Source organism: Pigmentiphaga litoralis (genome assembly GCF_048632615.1).
Classification (GTDB): domain Bacteria; phylum Pseudomonadota; class Gammaproteobacteria; order Burkholderiales; family Burkholderiaceae_B; genus Pigmentiphaga; species Pigmentiphaga litoralis_B.
The window spans coordinates 1,869,122-1,888,700 of record NZ_CP184479.1; the positions used below are offsets into that span (position 1 = coordinate 1,869,122).

Annotated in this window: 13 protein-coding genes, 3 tRNA genes and 1 pseudogene; 4 read left to right on the forward strand and 13 right to left on the reverse strand. The window is 66.5% G+C overall.

The window, feature by feature from the left end; genetic code table 11:
• Positions 1 to 131: 131 nt before the first annotated feature.
• The 4 genes from ACNANG_RS08160 to gltX form a co-directional block, all read right to left on the reverse strand.
• Positions 132 to 208, reverse strand: a tRNA-Asp gene (locus tag ACNANG_RS08160).
• A 79-nt stretch (positions 209 to 287) separates the two neighbouring features.
• Positions 288 to 363: transfer RNA gene (locus ACNANG_RS08165), tRNA-Glu, on the reverse strand.
• A gap of 121 nt (positions 364 to 484) precedes the next feature.
• Positions 485 to 560 (reverse strand) — tRNA-Ala (locus ACNANG_RS08170).
• A gap of 31 nt (positions 561 to 591) precedes the next feature.
• Complete coding sequence (gene gltX, locus ACNANG_RS08175) at positions 592 to 2,022, reverse strand: glutamate--tRNA ligase (protein ID WP_420226774.1); 1,431 nt, start codon at positions 2,020 to 2,022, stop codon at positions 592 to 594.
• A gap of 116 nt (positions 2,023 to 2,138) precedes the next feature.
• Between gltX and ACNANG_RS08180 the strand changes: the two genes are divergently transcribed.
• On the forward strand, positions 2,139 to 5,060 hold the full coding sequence (locus ACNANG_RS08180; protein WP_420226775.1) for a GNAT family N-acetyltransferase: 2,922 nt from the start codon (positions 2,139 to 2,141) through the stop codon (positions 5,058 to 5,060).
• On the opposite strand, the gene ACNANG_RS08185 is transcribed toward ACNANG_RS08180, so the two are convergent.
• From ACNANG_RS08185 to ACNANG_RS08225, 9 genes and pseudogenes are all read right to left on the reverse strand, one after another.
• Positions 5,017 to 5,403, reverse strand: a complete 387-nt coding sequence (locus ACNANG_RS08185) for a hypothetical protein (RefSeq protein WP_420226776.1) — start codon at positions 5,401 to 5,403, stop codon at positions 5,017 to 5,019. The genes ACNANG_RS08180 and ACNANG_RS08185 overlap by 44 nt on opposite strands.
• A 1-nt stretch (position 5,404) precedes the next feature.
• On the reverse strand, positions 5,405 to 7,843 hold the full coding sequence (locus ACNANG_RS08190; RefSeq protein ID WP_420226777.1) for a DUF748 domain-containing protein: 2,439 nt from the start codon (positions 7,841 to 7,843) through the stop codon (positions 5,405 to 5,407).
• 295 nt (positions 7,844 to 8,138) lie between these two features.
• Positions 8,139 to 9,152, reverse strand: coding sequence for a DUF748 domain-containing protein (locus ACNANG_RS08195; RefSeq protein ID WP_420226778.1), 1,014 nt, complete (start codon positions 9,150 to 9,152; stop codon positions 8,139 to 8,141).
• An 11-nt stretch (positions 9,153 to 9,163) separates the two neighbouring features.
• Positions 9,164 to 9,511, reverse strand: a complete 348-nt coding sequence (locus ACNANG_RS08200; RefSeq protein WP_420226779.1) for a TIGR01244 family sulfur transferase — start codon at positions 9,509 to 9,511, stop codon at positions 9,164 to 9,166.
• A 555-nt stretch (positions 9,512 to 10,066) separates the two neighbouring features.
• A complete protein-coding gene (locus ACNANG_RS08205; RefSeq protein ID WP_420226780.1) occupies positions 10,067 to 10,957 on the reverse strand; it encodes an OmpA family protein in 891 nt (296 codons plus the stop codon).
• Between the two features lie 65 nt (positions 10,958 to 11,022).
• Positions 11,023 to 12,747, reverse strand: a complete 1,725-nt coding sequence (locus tag ACNANG_RS08210; protein WP_420226781.1) for a YadA family autotransporter adhesin — start codon at positions 12,745 to 12,747, stop codon at positions 11,023 to 11,025.
• A gap of 140 nt (positions 12,748 to 12,887) precedes the next feature.
• Positions 12,888 to 15,410: pseudogene (locus tag ACNANG_RS08215) on the reverse strand (hypothetical protein); the annotation flags it as partial.
• The gene (locus ACNANG_RS08220) at positions 15,410 to 15,541 is read right to left on the reverse strand and encodes a hypothetical protein (protein ID WP_420226782.1); all 132 of its coding nucleotides are present in this window, start codon (positions 15,539 to 15,541) and stop codon (positions 15,410 to 15,412) included. The pseudogene ACNANG_RS08215 and the gene ACNANG_RS08220, both read right to left, overlap by 1 nt.
• The gene (locus ACNANG_RS08225) at positions 15,538 to 15,765 is read right to left on the reverse strand and encodes an ESPR domain-containing protein (RefSeq protein WP_420226783.1); all 228 of its coding nucleotides are present in this window, start codon (positions 15,763 to 15,765) and stop codon (positions 15,538 to 15,540) included. Before ACNANG_RS08225 ends, ACNANG_RS08220 begins: the two co-directional genes overlap by 4 nt.
• A gap of 537 nt (positions 15,766 to 16,302) precedes the next feature.
• Between ACNANG_RS08225 and ACNANG_RS08230 the strand changes: the two genes are divergently transcribed.
• The 3 genes from ACNANG_RS08230 to ACNANG_RS08240 all read left to right on the forward strand — a co-directional run bounded on the left by ACNANG_RS08230 (position 16,303) and on the right by ACNANG_RS08240 (position 19,513).
• Positions 16,303 to 17,301: a Bug family tripartite tricarboxylate transporter substrate binding protein gene (locus ACNANG_RS08230; RefSeq protein WP_420226784.1), complete on the forward strand. Its 999-nt coding sequence runs from the start codon at positions 16,303 to 16,305 to the stop codon at positions 17,299 to 17,301.
• 91 nt (positions 17,302 to 17,392) lie between these two features.
• On the forward strand, positions 17,393 to 18,040 hold the full coding sequence (locus ACNANG_RS08235) for an HAD hydrolase-like protein (RefSeq protein ID WP_420226785.1): 648 nt from the start codon (positions 17,393 to 17,395) through the stop codon (positions 18,038 to 18,040).
• Positions 18,041 to 18,061: 21 nt separating this feature from the next.
• Positions 18,062 to 19,513, forward strand: coding sequence for a diguanylate cyclase domain-containing protein (locus ACNANG_RS08240; RefSeq protein ID WP_420226786.1), 1,452 nt, complete (start codon positions 18,062 to 18,064; stop codon positions 19,511 to 19,513).
• Positions 19,514 to 19,579 lie beyond the last annotated feature (66 nt).

Here is a 19,579-nt window from a genome sequence, read left to right on the forward strand (position 1 = left end):
GGATGGCGGTTGCAGTGATGAAGGTGGCGGTGATGGTGCCTTGGGCAAAAGGACCAGCGGCGGGCCGACCTTGAACCGCGCCCCCCAACGAAAAAAGGCCACGTCGCGATGACGTGGCCTTTCGAATCTTTTGGCGGAGCGGACGGGACTCGAACCCGCGACCCCCGGCGTGACAGGCCGGTATTCTAACCAACTGAACTACCGCTCCGCAGCGGCACTGCTAACTTCTGTACTGCACACTTCTACTACCTGCACTACACGCTGCCCTACCCAACCAACAGGTTTGGTGGCGTCCCCAGGGGGATTCGAACCCCCGTACTCACCGTGAAAGGGTGATGTCCTAGGCCTCTAGACGATGGGGACAACATGTACTGCTTTTTGCTTACCAGCGCGCTGTTGGCTACAGCCCGCTTAGCGAAGCCCTACATCTTACTACATACTGCTTTCTTCGCACAACTCATCGACTTGTTTGATCGAAGGTTGGTGGTGGAGGTAAGCGGGATCGAACCGCTGACCTCTTGCATGCCATGCAAGCGCTCTCCCAGCTGAGCTATACCCCCGTGCAGCGAAGAACGACATTATGCACACTTTTTAAATCCTGTGCAAGCGTTCCAGCACAACTTCTTTGCCAAGCAATTCCAGAACCGCGTCGATGGCTGGGGTTTGGGCCCGGCCGGTGACTGCTACGCGCAAAGGAATGCCCAACAGCGGCATTTTAACCCCATGTTTGGCCAGAAGTGGCTTCATGAGGCCCTGAATGTTCTCGCGGGTCCATTCGATCTGGGCCGCTTGCGCCGCGAAGTCCTGCAATATCGGGCGCGTGACGTCGGTCAGGTGCTGCGAAATTAATTCTGGCGGTGTCGCGGATGCGTCGAATTCACCGCAGAAAAGCATGGCGTCGTCGGCCAGCTGTTCAAGCGTTTCGGCGCGTTCCTTGAGCAGGCCCATGATGGCTGCGACGTTGACGCCGTCGGTCTTGCCGCCGCGCTCGGCAATGCGGGGCGCGACGCGGGCGGCCAGGTCGTCGTTGCTGCTGGCCTTGATGTAGTGGGCGTTGACCCAGTTCAGCTTTTTGGGATCCCACTGGGCTGCCGACTTTGACAGGCTGCGGGTGTCGAACCAGTCGACCAGTTGTTCACGCGAAAAGATTTCGTCGTCGCCGTGGCTCCAGCCCAGGCGGGCCAGGTAGTTGACCATGGCTTCGGGCAGGTAGCCCTGGTCGTCGTATTGCATGACACTGACGGCGCCGTGGCGCTTGGACAGTTTTTCGCCGTCGGGCCCCAGAATCATGGGGACGTGGCCGTATTCAGGCAGGCTGGCGCCGAGTGCGGTCAGGATGTTGATCTGGCGGGGGGTGTTGTTGACGTGGTCGTCGCCGCGGATGACGTGGGTGATCTTCATGTCCCAGTCGTCGACCACCACGCAGAAGTTGTACGTGGGCGTGCCGTCGGGGCGCGCGATGATCAGGTCGTCGAGTTCGCCGTTCGAAAAGCTAATGGGGCCTTTGACCATGTCGTTCCAGGTGACGTCGCCGTCGGCTGGATTCTTGAAGCGCACGACGGGTTTGCGGTCGGCGGGAATCGAGGGCAAGGTTTTGCCGGGTTCGGGGCGCCAGGTGCCGTCATAGCGCGGCTTGCGGCCTTCGGCGCGGGCGAGCTCGCGCATGGCTTCGATTTCCTGCGGCGAGCTGTAGCAGTAGTAGGCGGTACCGGCGGCCAGCATATGTGCGACGACGTCGCGATAGCGGTCCATGCGCTGCATCTGGTAGAACGGGCCTTCGTCGTGGGACAGGTCCAGCCACTGCATGCCGTCGATGATGGCCTGGACGGCTTCGGGCGTGGAGCGTTCGACGTCGGTGTCTTCGACACGCAAGATGAACGTGCCGCCGTGGTGGCGCGCGAATGCCCACGAGAACAGGGCCGTGCGGGCGCCGCCCAGGTGCAGGAAGCCGGTCGGCGACGGGGCGAACCGGGTGCGCACGTTAGCGAGGCGGGCGGGCGATGTCGGGGTGTCGGTGCTCATGGGCAATCTCGAATAAGAGGGGACTGCGGCACAGTCCAATCCCCGATTGTACGAAAAGCCTCTTGCAGTGAGACGGCATATCCCTTGAAATGGCCGCATGCCGGCCCCTGCCGGCCTTGAGAAAGGGCTATGTCACGCCACAGCTTATCCCCCTGTTCGATCCGCGTTCGCTGGTGGCGATCAGCGACCGTCCCTTGCCGCTGATGATCACGCTGCCGCCCGCGCTGCGCGCGACGACGACCGAGATCCGGCTCGATGCCCAGCAGCGGATCACCCTGCCCTCGCCCTTGTGCGGCAGTGCCGACCCCAAGGCCCGGCCCGATCTGGCGGTGATCAAGGTGCCCCGCGCGGCCTTGCGTGGCGTGCTCGAGACACTATCTTCGCTGCCGCCGCGCGCAGCCATCGTGATCACCCACGAGCCGTCGGATGACGACACGGCGTTCTGTCGGCGGTGGGCGCAGGCGCACGATTGCATGTTGCTTGGACCGCACAGTTTTGGACTGCAGCGGCCGCATGCGGGTCTGAACGCCAGTGTGCATCCGCAGCTGGCGCGGCTGGGCCGTGTGGCGCTGGTCACGCAGTCGCGCTCCATCATGGCGGTGGTCATGGATTGGGCCGACGACAATCGCACAGGCTTTTCAACGGTGGTGTCGCTGGGTGCCGAGGCCATGCTGGACGTGCCGACGGTGCTGGATTTTCTGGTGGCCGATCCACGTACCGACAGCATCGCGCTATATCTGGAAGACGTGCAGAACGCACGCGAGTTCATGAGCGCGGTGCGGGCGGCGTCCAGTGTGAAGCCGGTAGTGGTGTTGAAGGCGGGCCGCGCCGGGCAGGCGCGCACCAGTGTGCGGCCGGGCGCGCCCGCGGATACCGGCGTGCCGGACAACACGGTGTCCACGATTCCGTCCGACGTGGTGTTCGATGCGGCGCTGCGCCGGGCGGGGGCGGTGCGGGTCCGTTACTTTGTTCAACTGTTCTCGGCGGTCAAGGCATTGGGTTTTGCCAAGCGCCCGAGTGGCCGGCGCATTGCCCTGTTCGCCAATGGCAGCGGGCCGGCGCAACTGGCGTTGGATTTGATGGGGCCGGGAGGCGCGGCCGTGTCGCCTGCTGAATTGAACGAGATCACCCGGGTGGAGTTGGCGGGCGCGTTGACCGCGACGTCCTGGGTGGACAATCCCGTGGTCGAGTTTTCGGCGCTGACACCGGATGCGTGCGCCAAGGCGATTCGCAGTCTGGTCGCGGATCCGGGGGTGGATGGCGTGCTGGTGGTGCTGTCGCCGGATCCGGACGCCAATATGGAAGCCGTGGCGCAGGCCTTGACCGAGGTGGCGCCCAAGGCGGCCAAACCCGTGATCACCTGTTTCATGGGGGACGCGGCCATGCGGCCCTTGCGGCGTGTACTGGACGATGCCGGGTCTCCGGCCTTTCGCACACCCGAGTCGGCGGTGGACGCCTTCGGCAACCTGGCGACCTATCACTACAACCAGCAATTGCTGCTGCAGACGCCACCGCCCGAGCCGCCGGGCCAGTCGCCCGACCTGACGGGAGCGCGCATCATGATCGAGACGGCGCGGGCCGACGGACGGCTGACGTTGACCACGCCCGAAGCCAAGGCCTTGCTGGCCGCCTTCCATATCCCTGTCGTGTCGGTGGTGCTGGCGCGGTCGGCGGCCGAAGCCGTGATCGCCGCGCAGCAGATCGGCTTTCCGGTGGCGATCAAGATCGATTCGCCCGACGTGGAGCGCAAGTCGGCGGTGCGCGGCGTGCATCTGGACATTCGCAACACGACCGAGCTGGTGACGGCGTATCACCGCATGCTCGCCAATGCGCATGACGCGGCGCCCAACGCCCGCGTGGCCGGCATTACGGTCGAGGCCATGTCGAGCCCACCCGGCGCCGTCAAGGTCGCGATCGGTGTCGCCCGCGATCCGCTGTTCGGCCCGGTCATACGCTTTGGTACGGGCGGCACGCGCCCGGAAGGCATCAACGGAAGCGGAGTGGAACTTCCGCCGCTGAACGGCTTTCTGGCGCAGCGGCTGATGGAGCGCACGGCCGTCTGGCGGCACACCCTGGCGGGTCAGGCGTCGCCCGAGGCGCTGGATATGCTGGAAGACACGCTGGTGCGGGTGTCGGAGATCGTATGCGCCCTGCCGGATATCGCGACGATCGACATCAATCCGATCATCGTGGATGGCGCGCGCGTGCTGGCGGCGGATACGCGCATCAGCCTGATGCCAGGCGTTGCGTTGCCCGAGGGCGCCACGACATCGGGGGCGACGGAGCTGGGCGTCATCGATGCTGGCGCCACCGCCTATGCGCATATGGCCATCCATCCGTATCCCACGCGTCTGGTACGGCATGCGCAGTTTGCGAATGGCGCGCCCTATACGATCCGGCCGATCCGCCCGGAGGATGCGGTGCCCCTGCAGACGTTCACGCGCGGACTGTCGGAACATACGCGCTACATGCGCTTCATTTCGACGATGCGGGAACTGTCGCCGCGCATGCTGGCGCGCTACACGCAGGTCGATTACCACCGCGAGCTGGCCGTGGTGGCGACGGTGTGGGAACCGGATCCCGAGCGCCCTGCCCTGCTGCATGAAGTGGTGATCGGTGTCGCCCGCTATCTGCTGAATCCGGATGGCGAGAGCGCGGAGTATGCGTTGGTGATCGGTGACGACTGGCAGCGCAAGGGATTGGGCATCCAGCTGATGACGACGCTGATCGAGGCGGCGCGCAACCAGGGGCTGTCGCGCATCGAAGGCTTCGTGCTGGGCAACAACGGGCCGATGCTGACCTTGATGCGCCGTCTCGGTTTCCAGGTGGATGTGGACAAGAACGATCCGTCGATGCGGCAGGTGTGGCTGGCGCTGCAGACGGAGGGGGTGGCTCCTGAGCAGGTCGTTGACAGCAGCAACACGTTGTTTGCCGCAATCAACGAAGTGGTGGGTCAGGTCAACGTACGGTGGGTGGCTTCGAGGCCATCGTTGATCACTTCAACGAGAAGTCCACCCGCGTCGTCTTGCCATCCTTGACGCCGTTGGCGTCGGTGTGCGGTGTGATGATGAAGGCGCGTTCGCTCAGGCCGGCGTCGCGCAGCACGGCCATGACGGCCTGGGCGCGGCGCACGGCCAGCTCCCGCAACTGCGGGGCGCCGACTTCCACCTGCGCTTCGAGCAGGGATCGCATCTCGTCGTCAGGCAGCGATTTGGTCAGGCCGATGGCATTGCGCGGCTTGTCGAAGCGGGCGGCCTTGTAGGCGGCTTCGAGATAGGTTGCCTCATCACCCGCTTGCAGCGTGATCGAGGCGGGGTCGACATCGTTGCGGCGAGTCATGACGCGCCGCTTCTGGTCCAGCATCATTTGTTCGACGCCCACTTTACGCAGCGCGTCGGTATCGACGGCGGGGTCGGCGCGGCCGCTGATGTCCAGCTTGAGCGCGGGTCGGTCTTTTCAGAGCCTTGATCAGCGTGTCGATCTTGCTTCGCGCGGTGCTGCTGAGCGCCGTGCGGCCGGGTTCGAATTCCACATAGGACAGTTCCTGCGCGCCACTGCCGCCGAAGGCCGATGCGATCAACGAGAACGGTGACGTGACGGCGCGCACGATCAGGTTGCCCAGCGCGCGGAACACGACCGCGCCGATCGAAAACTGCGGGTCGTCCAGCGAGCCGGCCACGGGCAGATCCAGATTGATCTCCCCCTTGCTGTTCTTGAGCAACGAGACGGCCAGACGCACCGGAAGATTGAGCACGCTCGGTCCGTCGACACGATCACCAAAGGTCAGCTGGTCCAGCAGCAGCTTGTTGCTGGCGGTCAGCTTGCCGTTTTCGATCAGGTAGTGCACGTCCATCGACAGCTTGCCGCGTTCGATGGGGTAGCCCGCGTACTTGGCGGCGTACGGGGTCAGGCCGGGCAGGTCCACCCCTCTGGCGCTTGCCGTGATGTCCGTATAGAGCTGTTCGCCAAAGGGTTGCACCTTGCCGCGGATGTCGACGGGCGCATTGCCATCGACGCGGCCTTTCAAGGTGACGTCGGCCGGGTCCGGACGGTCGGTGGCCAGCGCGGTAATGCCGCCTTCGATGTCCGTCAGGTTGGCCGTGTAGTTGGGCTTGACGAAATTGTCGGTGAAGTTGATGTTGCCGCGGCTCAGTTGCAGGCCGCCGACGCGAATGGTGCGTTTGCCGGTGTCGGGGGCGGCGCCGACCGACGCCTGCGCCTTGCCGCTGCCGCCGCGCTCGCTTGACGCCTGCGTGATCGATGCGTTGCCTTCTTCACCCGGGGTCACCAGCAGTTCGCGCAGGTTCAAACGGCCGCTTTCACGCAAGATGACGCGGGCAAAAAAATCCTGCAGCGCAATGTCGCCAAGGTCGGCCGTCAGTACGTCGCCCTGCTGTCTGACGTCGAGTTGTTTGAAGCCCAGACGGCGCCAGCGCAGGAAGTCGGCGCGATTGGCTCTGTCGAGCAGGGTCAGATCGTTGACGTCGGCTGATCCTTTCCAGGCCACGGATTGCGGCGTGCGGCCTGCGGCGGCGGCATAGTCCAGGCGGCCCTTGGCGCCGACGACCAGACTGGCGACGGTGGCGTTGATGCGTTCGGCAATGTAGGGAGCAAAGGCCGTCAGGTTCAGGCGGGTGGCGGTCAGGTCGGCGTTGACGGCGAGTGGCGAGGGCGTGACCTTGCCGGAAGCGTCGAGCTTGCCGCCGCGTTGCAGGCCGCTGGAGAGCGTGAAGTCGATGGGGGCGGTGGCGGGCCAGGCGAGCTTGCCGGTGGTCAGGCGCAGGTCGTCCAGGCGGGCGTTGACGCGGGGCGTGACGGATTCGTCGGTGAAGCGGACGGCGGAGTCCGTGATGGCGACGCTGGTGGCGGAGACGGTCCAGGGGGTGGCGGCGGGAGCCGGCGATGCGGTGAGTGTGGCTGGTGCCGTTGGTGTAGCCGAGGCCGGTGTTGCTGGTGTGGCTGAGGCCGGTGTTGCTGGCGAGGCTAAGGCCGGTGTTGCTGGTGTGGCAGCGGCCGGTGTCGCTCGTGTGGCAGCGGCCGGTGTCGCTGGTGCGGCTGCCGGTGTCGCTGATGCGGCTGCTGGTGTCGCTGGTGTACCTGCGCTTGCTTTCGACGCGCGGCGCTTTACTGGCTTGGTATCCGCTGCGGATCTCGGTTGACGGGTGGATGCACCCGTTGCAGACGCACCCGTTGTGTTCGTCAACGATGCCCAGGATATGGCGCCGCTGCGATCGCGTTGCGCGGCAAGATTGAGCGCGCTCAGTGTGATGGCGCCCAGGTGCGCGCGGCGGGTTTGCAGGTCGCCTTCCAGGCCTTGCAGCGCCAGTTGATCGAATTGCAGTTGCGATTCGGGGTTGGCCAGCGGTGCGGCGCGCAGTTGTCTGATGCTGACGCCGCCGTTGTTCCAGGCGACTTGCATGCCGCTTGCACCTTGCGAGGCACGGACCTTGGCCTTGACGTCGAGCGTTCCGCGATCTATGGCGAGCGCGAGGTAGGGTTTCCAGAGCGGCGCGAGGGCCGGCAAAGCCAGGCCGGTCAAAGAAGCGTCCAGGTCCGCGCCGAAAGGCTGGAGGCGGACGGGGCCGCTCACCTTCACGGCTCCGGCGTCGGCGACCTTGGCGTCGAGGGACAGGGTTGCGGGTGCGTTGGCCGGGTCAGGAAAATTGAGCGCGCTCACCTTCACGGCGATGCCGGACAGCGAAGTGCCGAAGTTGTCCCTGGCGTCCTGCCAGCGGACATTGCCGCCGGTCAGGTCGATTTCCTTGACGGCAACGTGCCAGGCCGCAGATGCGGAAGTCGCCGCGGGTGCAGGGGTCGCCACAGGCGCAGGGGTCGCCGCAGGCGCAGGGTCGCCGCAGGCGCAGGGGTCGCCGCAGGCGCAGGGTCGCCGCAGGCGCAGGGTCGCCGCAGGCGCAGGGGTCGCCGCAGGCGCAGGGTCGCCGCAGGCGCAGAAGTCGGCGCAGGCGCAGGGCTGGCCGCAGGTGCAGAAGTCGGCGCAGGCGCAGGGCTGGCCGCAGGTGCAGGGGTCGCCGCGGGTACTGGGGTGGCTGCAGGCGGCGTCGTCCTGGTCGCACGCACCGTCGCTGCCGGCTGTGCCGTACCGACGCGCACTACGTTCACTTCCCCGCCGCATTCCGCGTCACATTCACGTGCGGGTCGGCCACCTCCACACGGCCTATCGTCACGCGCCGGGCCAGCGGTTCGACGGCCATCTCTTTCACGGCCAGCGTCTTGACCTGCATCAACGCGGCGTCGCCAGGGGTGCTGCGGATATCGACGTCATGCAACGCGACATCGCCGCTGATGCGGAAGGTGGGCGCAACGTCGGGCGGTGCGTCGAACACCATCTGCACTTGCGCGTCCAGCGTACCCTTGCGCAAGGCAACCGGATACGGCAAGGGCCAGGCGTCGGCGAACGCGTCGAGCGCCAGGTTGTCCAGGTGGAAGTCGAGCGAGGACGTGCGTGATGTGTCGAAGGGCCGTGCGCGGCCGCCCAGGTCCAGGGGACTGCCGTTGATGACGGCCGTGAGGCGGGGCAGGACGTCGATCTCGGCCGCGTACGGCAAGGTCGACAGGAATGGCAGGCCGATGTCGAGCGACTGCACGGTGTGCGTGCGGCCGGTGATTTTGTCTTGCAGGGTAATGGCGCCGCCCTGCAAGGACACGTTGTTCAACGAGAACCGGGGCGTGCCGCCGTCGCCGGCGGGGCGCGCGGCCAGGCGTTCAAGAATGTCGCTGATATTGAAGCGGCGGGTATCTTCGCGCACCAGGGCTAGCCGGGGCTCGGTCACGGTAATGCGATCGAGCACGGGCGCCAGCCGGAACAGCGACGTGATCGATGCGTCGACGTCCAGGCCCGCGACGGTCAGCAGCGGTGTCGTGCCGTCGGGTTCAAAGACGTGCATGCCGCGCGCGCGCAGCACCAGGGTGAACGGGTTGAAGGTGACGGTGTCGATACGCGCCGGGCGGCCAAGGATCTCGGCGGATTGCGACGCGGCAAGGTCCTGTACCAGGATGGGCACGCGCCAGGCGGCCAGGCCTGACAGCAGCAGCCAGCCGGCCACGACGCCGCCGCCGATCTTGAGGGATCGCCTGGCCCAGACGGGCAGCGTGCCAAGCCGCGCGCGCACGACCACCTCGTTCAACGCTGCGAGATGGCGAGCTGGTACAGGCGGGTGCTGCGGGCGCCGCTGCGGCAGAAGGCCAGGATCGGGCCGGGCAAGGTGTCGAGTTGCTGGGCGAAGGTGGCGACGTCGCCGGCCTGGATGTTGGCGCCGTTGACGGGCTGATGCACGTAGTTCAGGCCGGCGGCGCGCGCGGCTTCACCGATCGTATCGGCGGCGGGCTGGTCGGCGCCGCCTTCGAAATCGGGGCGGTTGTTGATCACGCTTTTGAAACCAGCGGCGGCCAGAGCAGCCATGTCTTCAGGGGCCAGTTGCGGCGCCACGGCAAAGTTGTCGGAAAGCGGGGTGAACGAAGGTGCGGACATGACGATTCCTGAACGGGAAAGGGTAAGTCAACCATGCTACCCCGGCGATGCGTCGCCGCCAAACCGGCACAAAAAAGGGGAGCCTGAGCTCCCCTTCAGCCGCCAGCGGATGGCCTCGACTGGCGGTCCTTTCTCGTTACCCACTTGACTGCTACCGGATCAGCGCCTTGCCGCCGATGCGTTGCCGGACGGCGTTGCAAGACGGCGTTGCAAGATGGCGTTGCCCGTGGGCCTTGCAAGACGGCGTTGCCGGTGGCGTTGCCTGGTGGCGTTGCGGCGTAGGCGCCGCGCCTGTGCGTTGCCTCGATGGCGTTGCGCCGGAGCGTTGCGGTCGATGTTGTGATCGATGCGTTGCCTGCCGTGCGTTGCCATGATGCGTTGCGCCAGTGCGCTGCCTTGCCGCGTTGCCGCCCTGCGTTGCCTGCCTGCGTTGCGTTCCTGCGTTGCCCTCCGACCTTGCCTTCCTGCGCTGCCCTTTCGCGCTACCTTCTGGCGTTGCCTGCCTGCGATGTGTTGCGGCAGGGCGCCGACCCGGGCCACCCTTTTTGAAACTTGCTAACGGCGTGCCTCCGCCTTGCCCGTGATTTCGAGTTCGACCCGCCGATTCGGGGCCAGGCACGCGATCAATTCCGTACGGTTGCTTTGGGTGCACTGGACCACCGGTTCGCGCGATCCGCGGCCATCGGACGTGACGACGTTGCCCGGCACGCCCGCGCGCACCAGATAGCTCGTCACCGTGGCGGCGCGTTCGCGGGACAGCCTGTCATTGGCCGCGGCGTTGCCGATGCGGTCGGCGTGTCCGATCACATGGACCCGTTCGACATCGACCGCACGGATTTCGCGGCTGAGCTCATCCAGCCGGCGGCGGCCCGCGGTCGAAATGCTGTTGATGTCGGACTTGCCGAAATCGAACAGCGCATCGGCGGCCAGCGTCACGCGCCGTGGCGCGGGGGGCGGGGGCGGCGCGACGGGAGCGACCACGGGTGCGGGCGGCGGCGGTGGCGGCGGCGCGGCCACGGGGCGCGGGAATACCATGTCCGCGCACTCGCGCTTGTCCCACGCACCGGTCTGGGTGCGCATCGCCTCGTCGTACTTGATCTGGTATTGGCAGACCAGGTACTCGTTGCCCTTGCCCGTGCGGAAGTTGAAGATGTAGTCCCACTGCCGCACGTTGAACAGGCCTTCGCTGAAGTGCGGCGGACCGACCAGGTCGTATACCTGCGGCTTGGTCAGGCCGGGGATCATCTTGCGCAGGTTTTCGATGTTGGCGAACGTACCTTCCTTCAGGGTCGCGCTGGCCTTGTCCGGGAACTGCGGGGCGCCGGCATCGGCATTGGCGACGACCGGCCGGCTCGGCGCGCCGCCCTTGAACATCGAACAGCCGCTCAACACCAGCAGCGTCAGCAGGGATGCTGCGACAAGTGCGCCCTTGCGTGGGTGGGACATGAAATTCTCCAGGGGTGGGTGGTGCCGGTTCAGGGTGGGTTGCCGATCCATGGTGGGGTGCCGCATCAGAACTGGTAACCGGCGCCGACCACCGCACCGAGCTTGCCCTGCGAGTTGACGTTGCCCGCGAACTTGTAGACCCAGCGGCCGTTATCGGTGATCGTCGACACGCCGATCGCCACCGCGGACTGGCCCAGGTAGTTGCTGACCGCGGCCGAGGCCATGCTCTTGCCCGGCTGATAGGCCGACGGCAAGCCCGCCACTGCCATTGCCGACGCCGCACCCGCATACGAATTGCGTTCGTACTTGCGCAGGTCGCCACGCAGGTTGTTGAGGTCGTCACCAAAGCCCGACGTGGCATCACGCAATTGCTGGACGTTGACCGCATCGGTGCCCTGCGTGCCGGCCCGCACGTTGGTGATCTGGCGATCTCCCGTTGCGCCACCGCCCACCGATACCGAGTTGTCGCGGCTGGCCACCGACGAGGTGCCGATCGCCACGCTGTTGGTCGCCGCGGATGCTACCTGCGTGCCATTGCCCAGCGCCATGCTGCCCGACGCCTGCGCCTGCGCATTGTTGCCAACCGCCACTGAATTGGTGCCCGAGGCCACGGCCGCCTGACCGAACGACGATGCGTTGGCGCCTGAAGCCACGGCGCCCTGTCCGAGCGATGCCGTGTTGGTGCCCGACGCGACCGCGCCGTTGCCGACGGCGGTGGCATTGCTGCCCGCGGCGTTGGCCGCGTTGCCCAGGGCCGTGGCTTGCGCACCGGCCGACAGCGCGCCCGCGCCACCTGCCACCGAGTCCACGCCCGTGGCTGCCGGCTTGGCGCGTGCCAGCGAGTTTTCGACCTGGAACATGCCGTCCTTGCCGGCGATCACATTGGTGACGTCGCCTGAGATCGCCTTGACCTGGCGCACGTTGGCCGCGTCGGTGTCCGCGACGCCGTCAGCCACGTTGGTGATCTGGCGTTCGGCGCCCACGGCGCCGACCGACACGCTGTTGGACCGGTCGGCAACGGACCCGCTGCCCAGCGCCACGCTGTTGCTGGCCGTGGCCTTGGCATCGGCGCCCAACGCGGTCGACTGCGCGCCGCTGGCGGTCGAGTTGGAACCCACTGCCACGGCAGCCGTGCCGGTCGCCGCGGCGGCATTGCCGGTCGCGACGGAGTTGTCGGCGGCGGCGTTGGCGGACTTGCCGGTCGCCACGCTGTTTGCGCCTGCCGCAACCGCTTGCGGGCCCGCCGCCGTGCTGTCGAGGCCGGTGGCCTGCGCGCCAGCCAGGGTGGAGTTGGCGCGGAAGTACGGCGAACCGCCGCTGGTGTTGATGTTCTGGATGCTGTTGTACAGGCTGGTATTGCTTAGGACATTGGTGGGGTCCTGCGTCCATCCCCACAATTGCGAGCCGTTCACGGCGTCGGTGCTGGCCGCGGTTTCGGCGCCGCGCGACAGGTTCGTGATGCGCGTCGAGCCGCCGCCGGCATTGAGCGTCAGCACGGTCTTGGTCGCATCATCGTATTTGACGGCCAGCTGGTCGAGCTGGGTGACCTGCGAGCCCACCGCGCGCAATTGCGCGATATTGGCGGCATCGGTATCGACGCTGCCCGCCGCGACATTGGTCAGCTTGCGTTCGGCGCCTGCCGAACCAATTGACACTTCACCGGCCGACGTCTGCGGCGCGGCCAAGGCCACGGCCGTGTAGCCGGTCTGCGCGCCCACCGACGTGGTGGATCCCGCGCCCAGCGCGACGCTGTTGGCCTGCGTCGCCGCGGCGTTGGTGCCCAGCGCCACCGAGTTGGCGGCCGATGCCGTCGATGCGCCCCCGCCGCCACACTGTCGGCGCCCGTTGCGGCCGCCCCGGCCAGGGTCGTGTTGGCGCGGAAGTAGCGGGTGCCTTGCAGGTCGATCGTGTTGATCGTGTCGCCCAGCGTCGTGACGGTGTTGGTGACCGTTGTCACGTTTTGGTTGGTGGCGTCCAGTTGCGCGCCGTTGACGGCATCGGTGCTGGTGGCCGAGAGCGTGCCGGCCGCCACGTTGCTGATGCGCGTGGACGTACCGCCTGCGTTCAGGGTGAGCTGGCTTCTGCTGGCATCGTCATACTTCACGGCCAGGGCGTCCAGGTCGCCAACTTGCGAGCTGACGGCGCGCAGTTGGGCAACGTTGGTGGCATCCGTATCGGCGCTGCCCGCGGCCACGTTGGTCAGCTTGCGTTCGGCGCCCGCCGAACCAATCGATACTTCGCCAGCCGAGCTTTGCGGCGCGGCCAGCCCGAACGCAGCGTAGTTGGTCTGCGCACCGACCGTGGTGCCCGCCCCCGCACCCAGGGCCACGCTGTTGGCTTGCGTGGCGTTGGCGCCGGTGCCAAGGGCAACGGAATTCGTGGCCGACGCTGTCGAGGCCCCGCCTGCCGCCACGCTGTCGATGCCGGTTGCCGACGCACCGGCCAGCGTCGAATTTGCGCGGAAGAAGCGCGTGCCCTGCAGGTCGATCGTGTTGACGGTGTCACCCAGAGTGGTGACGGTGTTGGTGACCGTGGTGACGTTCTGGTTGGTCGCGTTCAGTTGCGACCCGTTCACCGCATCGGTGCTGGTTGCAGAGACGGCGCCAGCCTTGAGGTTGGTCAGGGTGGTACCGCCGACACCGGCCAGGGTGGCGGTGCCCTTGGTGACGTCGTCGTATTTGACGGAGTTGGCATCGCCCACGTTGATCTGCGTTTCCAGTGCCCGCAGCTGGCGCAGGTTGACCGCGTCGGTGTCGACCGTGCCGCCCGCCACATTGGTGATCTGGCGTTCGGCCCCTGCGCTGCCGACTGACACCACGCCCTGCACCGGTACGGCCAGGCCGCTATAGGCTTCGACACCGGTACCTACCCGATCGGCAACCGACTGGAAGCCGAGAGCAACGCCGCCGGCCACGTTGGACGTGGCTTCCGCGCCGATGATGGTCTGGCCGTTCGCGGTGCCCAGCGTGTTGTCGCCGATCACCACTGAATGGCCCTTGCGCGCCGCGTAGTTGGTGTTGGGGACGCCCAGCATGTTGGGGTCCGTAAAGATGTCGTTCGCGTTTTCGTTCGGCAGCAGGTGGCGCGCGTTGGTGCCGATCACCACTTCCTGCGAACCGTTGGCGGACGCGCCGTCCCCGATCAGGACCTGGTTGTTCTGCGCCGCCGGAATGTCCCAGCAGGTGGCGCCTGCGATCCCCAGTACGTTCAGGCAGTTGTTGCCCTGCACGTAGGACGGCGGCGTGGTGCCAGGCAACAGCAGGCCGTTGTTGTAGGTCAGGCCGGAATTGATGTTGGTGATGTAGTTGCCCGATGTGACCCCGCCCAGCAGCGTCAGGTTCTGCTGCGGCAAGGTCCCGCCCGTAGTGCCGGCCAGCGTGCCCGTGACAGGCGCCAGGTCCAGCACCGGCAGGCCCAGCACGTTGACCACGCTGAAGCGCGCGTTGATGTTTTCACGGTTGACGGCCAGCGCGCCCGACCGCAAGAAGGTTTCCTGCTGGCCGAAGGCGGCCAGGGTCAGCGGCGCCAGGCCTTGACCCACGCCGCCGGTCACACCGGCCGTGCCGATGACCAGGCCCGACGGGGGCTCGGGGTTCAGCGGCGGCGCGATCGAGCCCGAAACGACCGGAGTGGGCGCGATCATGGGCGACACCACATTGCCGATGACAGGCAGGGCTGCCAATGGCGTTGTGATACCGCCCAGGGCGTTGGTGACCGGCGCGGCAATGACGCCGACGCCGTTGGTGACCGGGGCCAGCGGCGTCGTGACGGGCGCCAGGGCCGTTGTAACGGGTTCCAGCGCGCCGGTGACGGCGTTCAGGACCGGCGTGGTGGCCGTGGCGACAGGGGTCGTCACCGTCGTCAATGACGCTGTTACGGGCTCCACCGCGTCGGTCACGGGTGCCAGCGGCGAACTGGGCGTCCCGGCCAGCGGAGGCACCAGGGCAGCGACCGGCGCCACCACGGTGTCCAGCGTATCCGTGACCAGGCTGATGGACGGCGTGCCGTTGCTGCTGGGGGTAACGACCCGCGATACGGGCGCGATGGCGGCGTTGACCAGAGTGGGCAGGCCCGACGCCGGATTGGAACCGCCGCTTTGCGTGACCACGGTGGACAGCAGTTTGGGCACCGCGGTGCTGAGCGTGGCCAAGGGTTCGGACACGACCGGCGCGGCCGCGCCGCCCACGATCGGGCCGGTGACGGCGGCGACGGGAGCCTGCGCGGTCCGCGCAACGGGCGCCGTACGCGCGGCCGTCGTGGTGACGGCGGTGCGGACCGGCTGGGTGACCGTGGCGACGACAGCCGGCGCGGCGGTGGGTGTGGCGCCCGCCAGGGGCGCGGTGACAGCGGCCACCGGCGCCTTGAGCGTCTGCACCGTGTTCTGCAGCGAGGGCACGGGGGTGATGACGGCCGGAACTTGCGACATCGATGGCGAGGCCATCGGCGTGTCCATCAGGGGGCGTTCAGCATCGGCACCACGCCATTCATGGCGGACACCGTAGCCGATTGCAGCACGGCCGGCGCGGCGGTCGCGACCTGCACGGTCTGCGGGGTCTGGCTGACCTGATTCAACGCGGCGGTCATGCTGCCCACCAGGGGGCGGCCGTCAGACGGCCATTCAACAGGTCCGGGGTGTCATGCATGCCCGCCGCGAACGACGGCGCAGCAACCAGGGACGCGCCCAGCAGCACAGCGGCGCTTGCGCCGACCCGCGCACCGCCGCTCTTGCCCTTTGCCCGGGCGTTTTCGGCCACGGCAACCCAGGTGCGCAGGGTGTCACTCCAAACGGTGCGATAGATCTTGTTCACGTTCAATCCCCCATCACGAACTCATGAATCCACCCCTCGCTCCGTAACGCCCTGCGTTGGTCTTTGGGTGGATGGCTTGATGGATGAACTTTTGCAAAAGGTGTGCCATGGGATGACATGAGGACCCATCCGATGGATTAACCCTTCATTCGGGCAATGACACCGTTGCGCAAGTCATTGAATTCATTGGTCTTATTGATGAGCCACAGACGTTTTTCTGCCACTGCGCGTGGGTTGCCGACCCGGCTTTTTAGCCTTGGGGATTACCCTTGTTTCGTGGGGGACGTTACGTCACAGCCGATACGACGTTACGTAACGTCATCGCAAACTTGCGACTAATTCGGGCCCCGGAATTGCATTGGCTTTTCATATGGATCCATATGAATTTTTCGATAACGCATATGGGTCGGCCCCTGCTAGATTGCGTTCAGGTACCTGCTGCAGAGGTGCCCCGCAGTGCGTCGAGCCGGTTGTGCGCAGTGGTGAACCGGCCATTCACGAGACATTCCCGCTCCCCTTCGCCTCTCGAGAACCGTCATGCACCTTTGTCTTTCGCCCGCGCGCCGCGCCCTCCTCGCCTTCGCCTGTGGCGCCGCCCTGCTGGCCGGTCCCGCCGCCCAGGCCGCCGATGCCTGGCCCAGCCGGAACATCCGCCTGGTCATTCCCTATGCGCCCGGAAACGCCGGCGACGTCACGTTCCGCCTGATCCAGGCCGATCTGGAAAAGCGCCTGGGCGCGCGTTTCTATATCGACAACAAGAGCGGGGCGTCGGGAAACATCGGCGCCGAAGACGTGGCGCGCGCGGCGCCCGATGGCTACACACTGCTGCTGGGGGCCACGAACAACTTCGTCATGAACCAGTACCTGACCAAGGGGCTGCGCTACGATCCGCTCAAAGACCTGGCGGCGATCACCAAGGTCAACCTCGCGCCGTCGGTCGTCGTGGTCAATGCGGCGCTGCCCGTCAATTCGCTCAGTGCACTGACGGCGTATGCCAAAGCCCATCCGAGCAAGCTCAACTTCGGCACGCCGGGCAATGGCACGCCGCCACATCTGACCGGCGTGCTGTATGCGCAAATGACGCAGACCGAGATGGTGCACGTCGCTTTTCGCGGCGCGCCACCCGCTGTGCAGGCGCTGCTCGCCAATGACGTCCAGATCTTTTTCGCCAGCGCCGGCATCAGCACGGTGGCCGGGCATCTGGCAGCGGGCAAGCTGAAGGCCCTGGCCGTGGCCGACACGCAGCGTCTGGCCGCATTGCCCGACGTGCCCACCACAGCGGAACAGGGGCTGCCCGAACTGCGCACCGGCAACTGGTGGGGCCTGGCGGCGCCGGCGGGCACCGATCCGGCGATTCTGGAAAAAATCGCAGCCGCGGTGAAGGCATCGATATCCCTGCCCGAGACCGTTGCCAAATTCAATGAATTGGGCCTGACCGGAGTGGGCGACACGCCCGCGGAATTCGCCGCGCAGAACGCCCGGGAAGCGGCGGTGTGGCAGGCGACGATCAGCAAGGCGAATATCCAGGTCGAATGACTTTCGCACCGGCGTCATCAGCCGGTTACGCCGAGTCGGGGATAATGGATTTGTTGCAGCGCAGCGCTGCTTACGCCAGGACACCCCGCCGATGAAGTATTCCCTCGCGATCTTCGACTTTGACGGCACCCTTGCCGACTCATTCGACTTCTTCGTCAGCGTAGTGAACCGCCTAGCGGCCCACCACGGCTTCCGGCCCATCGACACCGCGCATCTCGACACGGTGCGCGGCTACGACATCAAGACCCTGCTGCGCAAGGTCGACCTGCCCTTGTGGAAGCTGCCCCAGGTCGGCAACCACTACAAGCGGCTCATGACCGAGAGCATCGAGACGATCCGCCTGTTCGACGGCATCGGGCCGCTGCTGCGCCAACTGGCTGACGGTGGCGTCGTACTTGCGGTGGTCAGTTCCAATTCGCAGGACAACGTGCGGCGGGTGCTGGGGCCGGATCTCTCCGCCCTGGTGCGCCACTATGAATGCGGCGCGGCCCTGCTCGGCAAACGCACGCACCTGCGGCGGGTGCTGTTGCACAGTGGCATCCCGGCCCACCGCGCCATCTACATTGGCGACGAGACCCGGGACCGCGAGGCCGCGCGTGCCGAGGCGATCGATTTCGGCGCGGTTGCCTGGGGCTATGCCACGCCCGCGGCGCTGGAAGCGTCGGGCCCGACCTGCATGTTCGAGTCCCCTGCTACGATCGCGGCAGCGCTGCTGCCGGACACCCAGTCGGCGGCATAGATGTTTTCCGGACCCCACCCCATGTCTGACCTGCCCACCGATATCTCGACCTTGCCAGCGCGCGAGCTTGCCGCTCTGTTCGACGCCGCGCCCGTCTCGCTGTGGCTGGAAGACTTCAGCGGCATCCATCACCTGCTGGACGGCCTGCGCGCCGGCGGCATTCAGGACCTGGCCGCCCACATTGCCGCGCATCCGTCGTTCGTCGATACCTGTCTGTCCCGCATCCGCGTGCTGGCGGTCAACGCATGCACGCTCAAGCTGTTCGGCGCGGCGTCGCAAGCGCACTTGCTGGACAACCTGCACCGCGTGTTCCGTGACGACATGGCGCAGCACTTCACCGCCGACCTGCTCGGCATGTGGGAAGGCCGCTTCGAGATCGAAACCGAGGGCGTCAACTACGCGCTGGACGGCCGTCCGGTCGAGATCCTGATGCGAAGGTCCGTGCTGCCCGGCCATGAGCACGACTGGTCGCGCGCCCTGATTTCATTGCACGACATCGGCGCGCGTAAAGACGCGGAGCGCCAGCGCGAGGTGATGCGCGATTACTCCCAAGGCCTGTTCGAACACTCGCCAGTGTCCTTGTGGGTCGAGGATTTTTCGGGCATCCGGACGCTGCTGGATGGCCTGACCGAACAGGGCGTCGCGAACCCCGCTGCCTACATTCGCACCCACCCGGACTTCGTGCAGCGATGCCTGCACGCAATCAAGGTGCTGGACGTGAACGGGCGCACCTTGCAGATGTTCCGCGCGTCGTCCAAGGCGGAACTGCTGACCAACCTGGGCACCGTGTTCGGGGGCGACATGCGCGTGCATTTCACCGAGGAACTGGTCGAAATGGCGCAGGGCCGCGTGGCGTATGAATGCGAAGGCATCAACACCACGCTGACGGGCGAACCGGTGGACGTGCACTTGCAGCGGTCCGTGATGCCGGGGTCGGAAGCGACGTGGGATCGTGTGTTGATTTCGTTGACCGACATTACCGCCCGGAAGCGGGCCGAAGCCTACATGCGCTACCTGGGCACGCACGACGCGATGACAGGTCTGCTCAATCGCGCGTCGTATGAAGAGGCGCGCGTGCGCATCGAGAAGGACGCCTCGGTCACGAGCGCCGTGGCCATGATCGATGTGAACGGCCTGAAGCCGGTGAACGATGATCTGGGACATGCGGCCGGAGACACCTTGATCCGGCGCGCGGCCGAGGTGCTGAAGGAAGTGTCGCAGTCCGGTGACATCGTGGCGCGTGTGGGCGGCGACGAATTTGCGGTGCTGATGCCCGGCCAGGACCTGGACTATGCCGCGCGCCTGGCCGACCGCCTGCAGCGATTGATTGAAGTCAACAACCAGTTCTATCAGGGCCCGGAACTGAGCGTGGCGATCGGCTATGCGCAGACCGGCCCGGACGTTCCCTTTGCCGCAGCCGAACGCGCGGCGGACATGGCGATGTATGCAAACAAGGGGGCGCGCCGGCGGTAGGTTGGGCGGGTCTGCAAGTCCGATTACGCCGGGCGTCCGGCAGGGGCGACAGGGGCCGGCACGTGG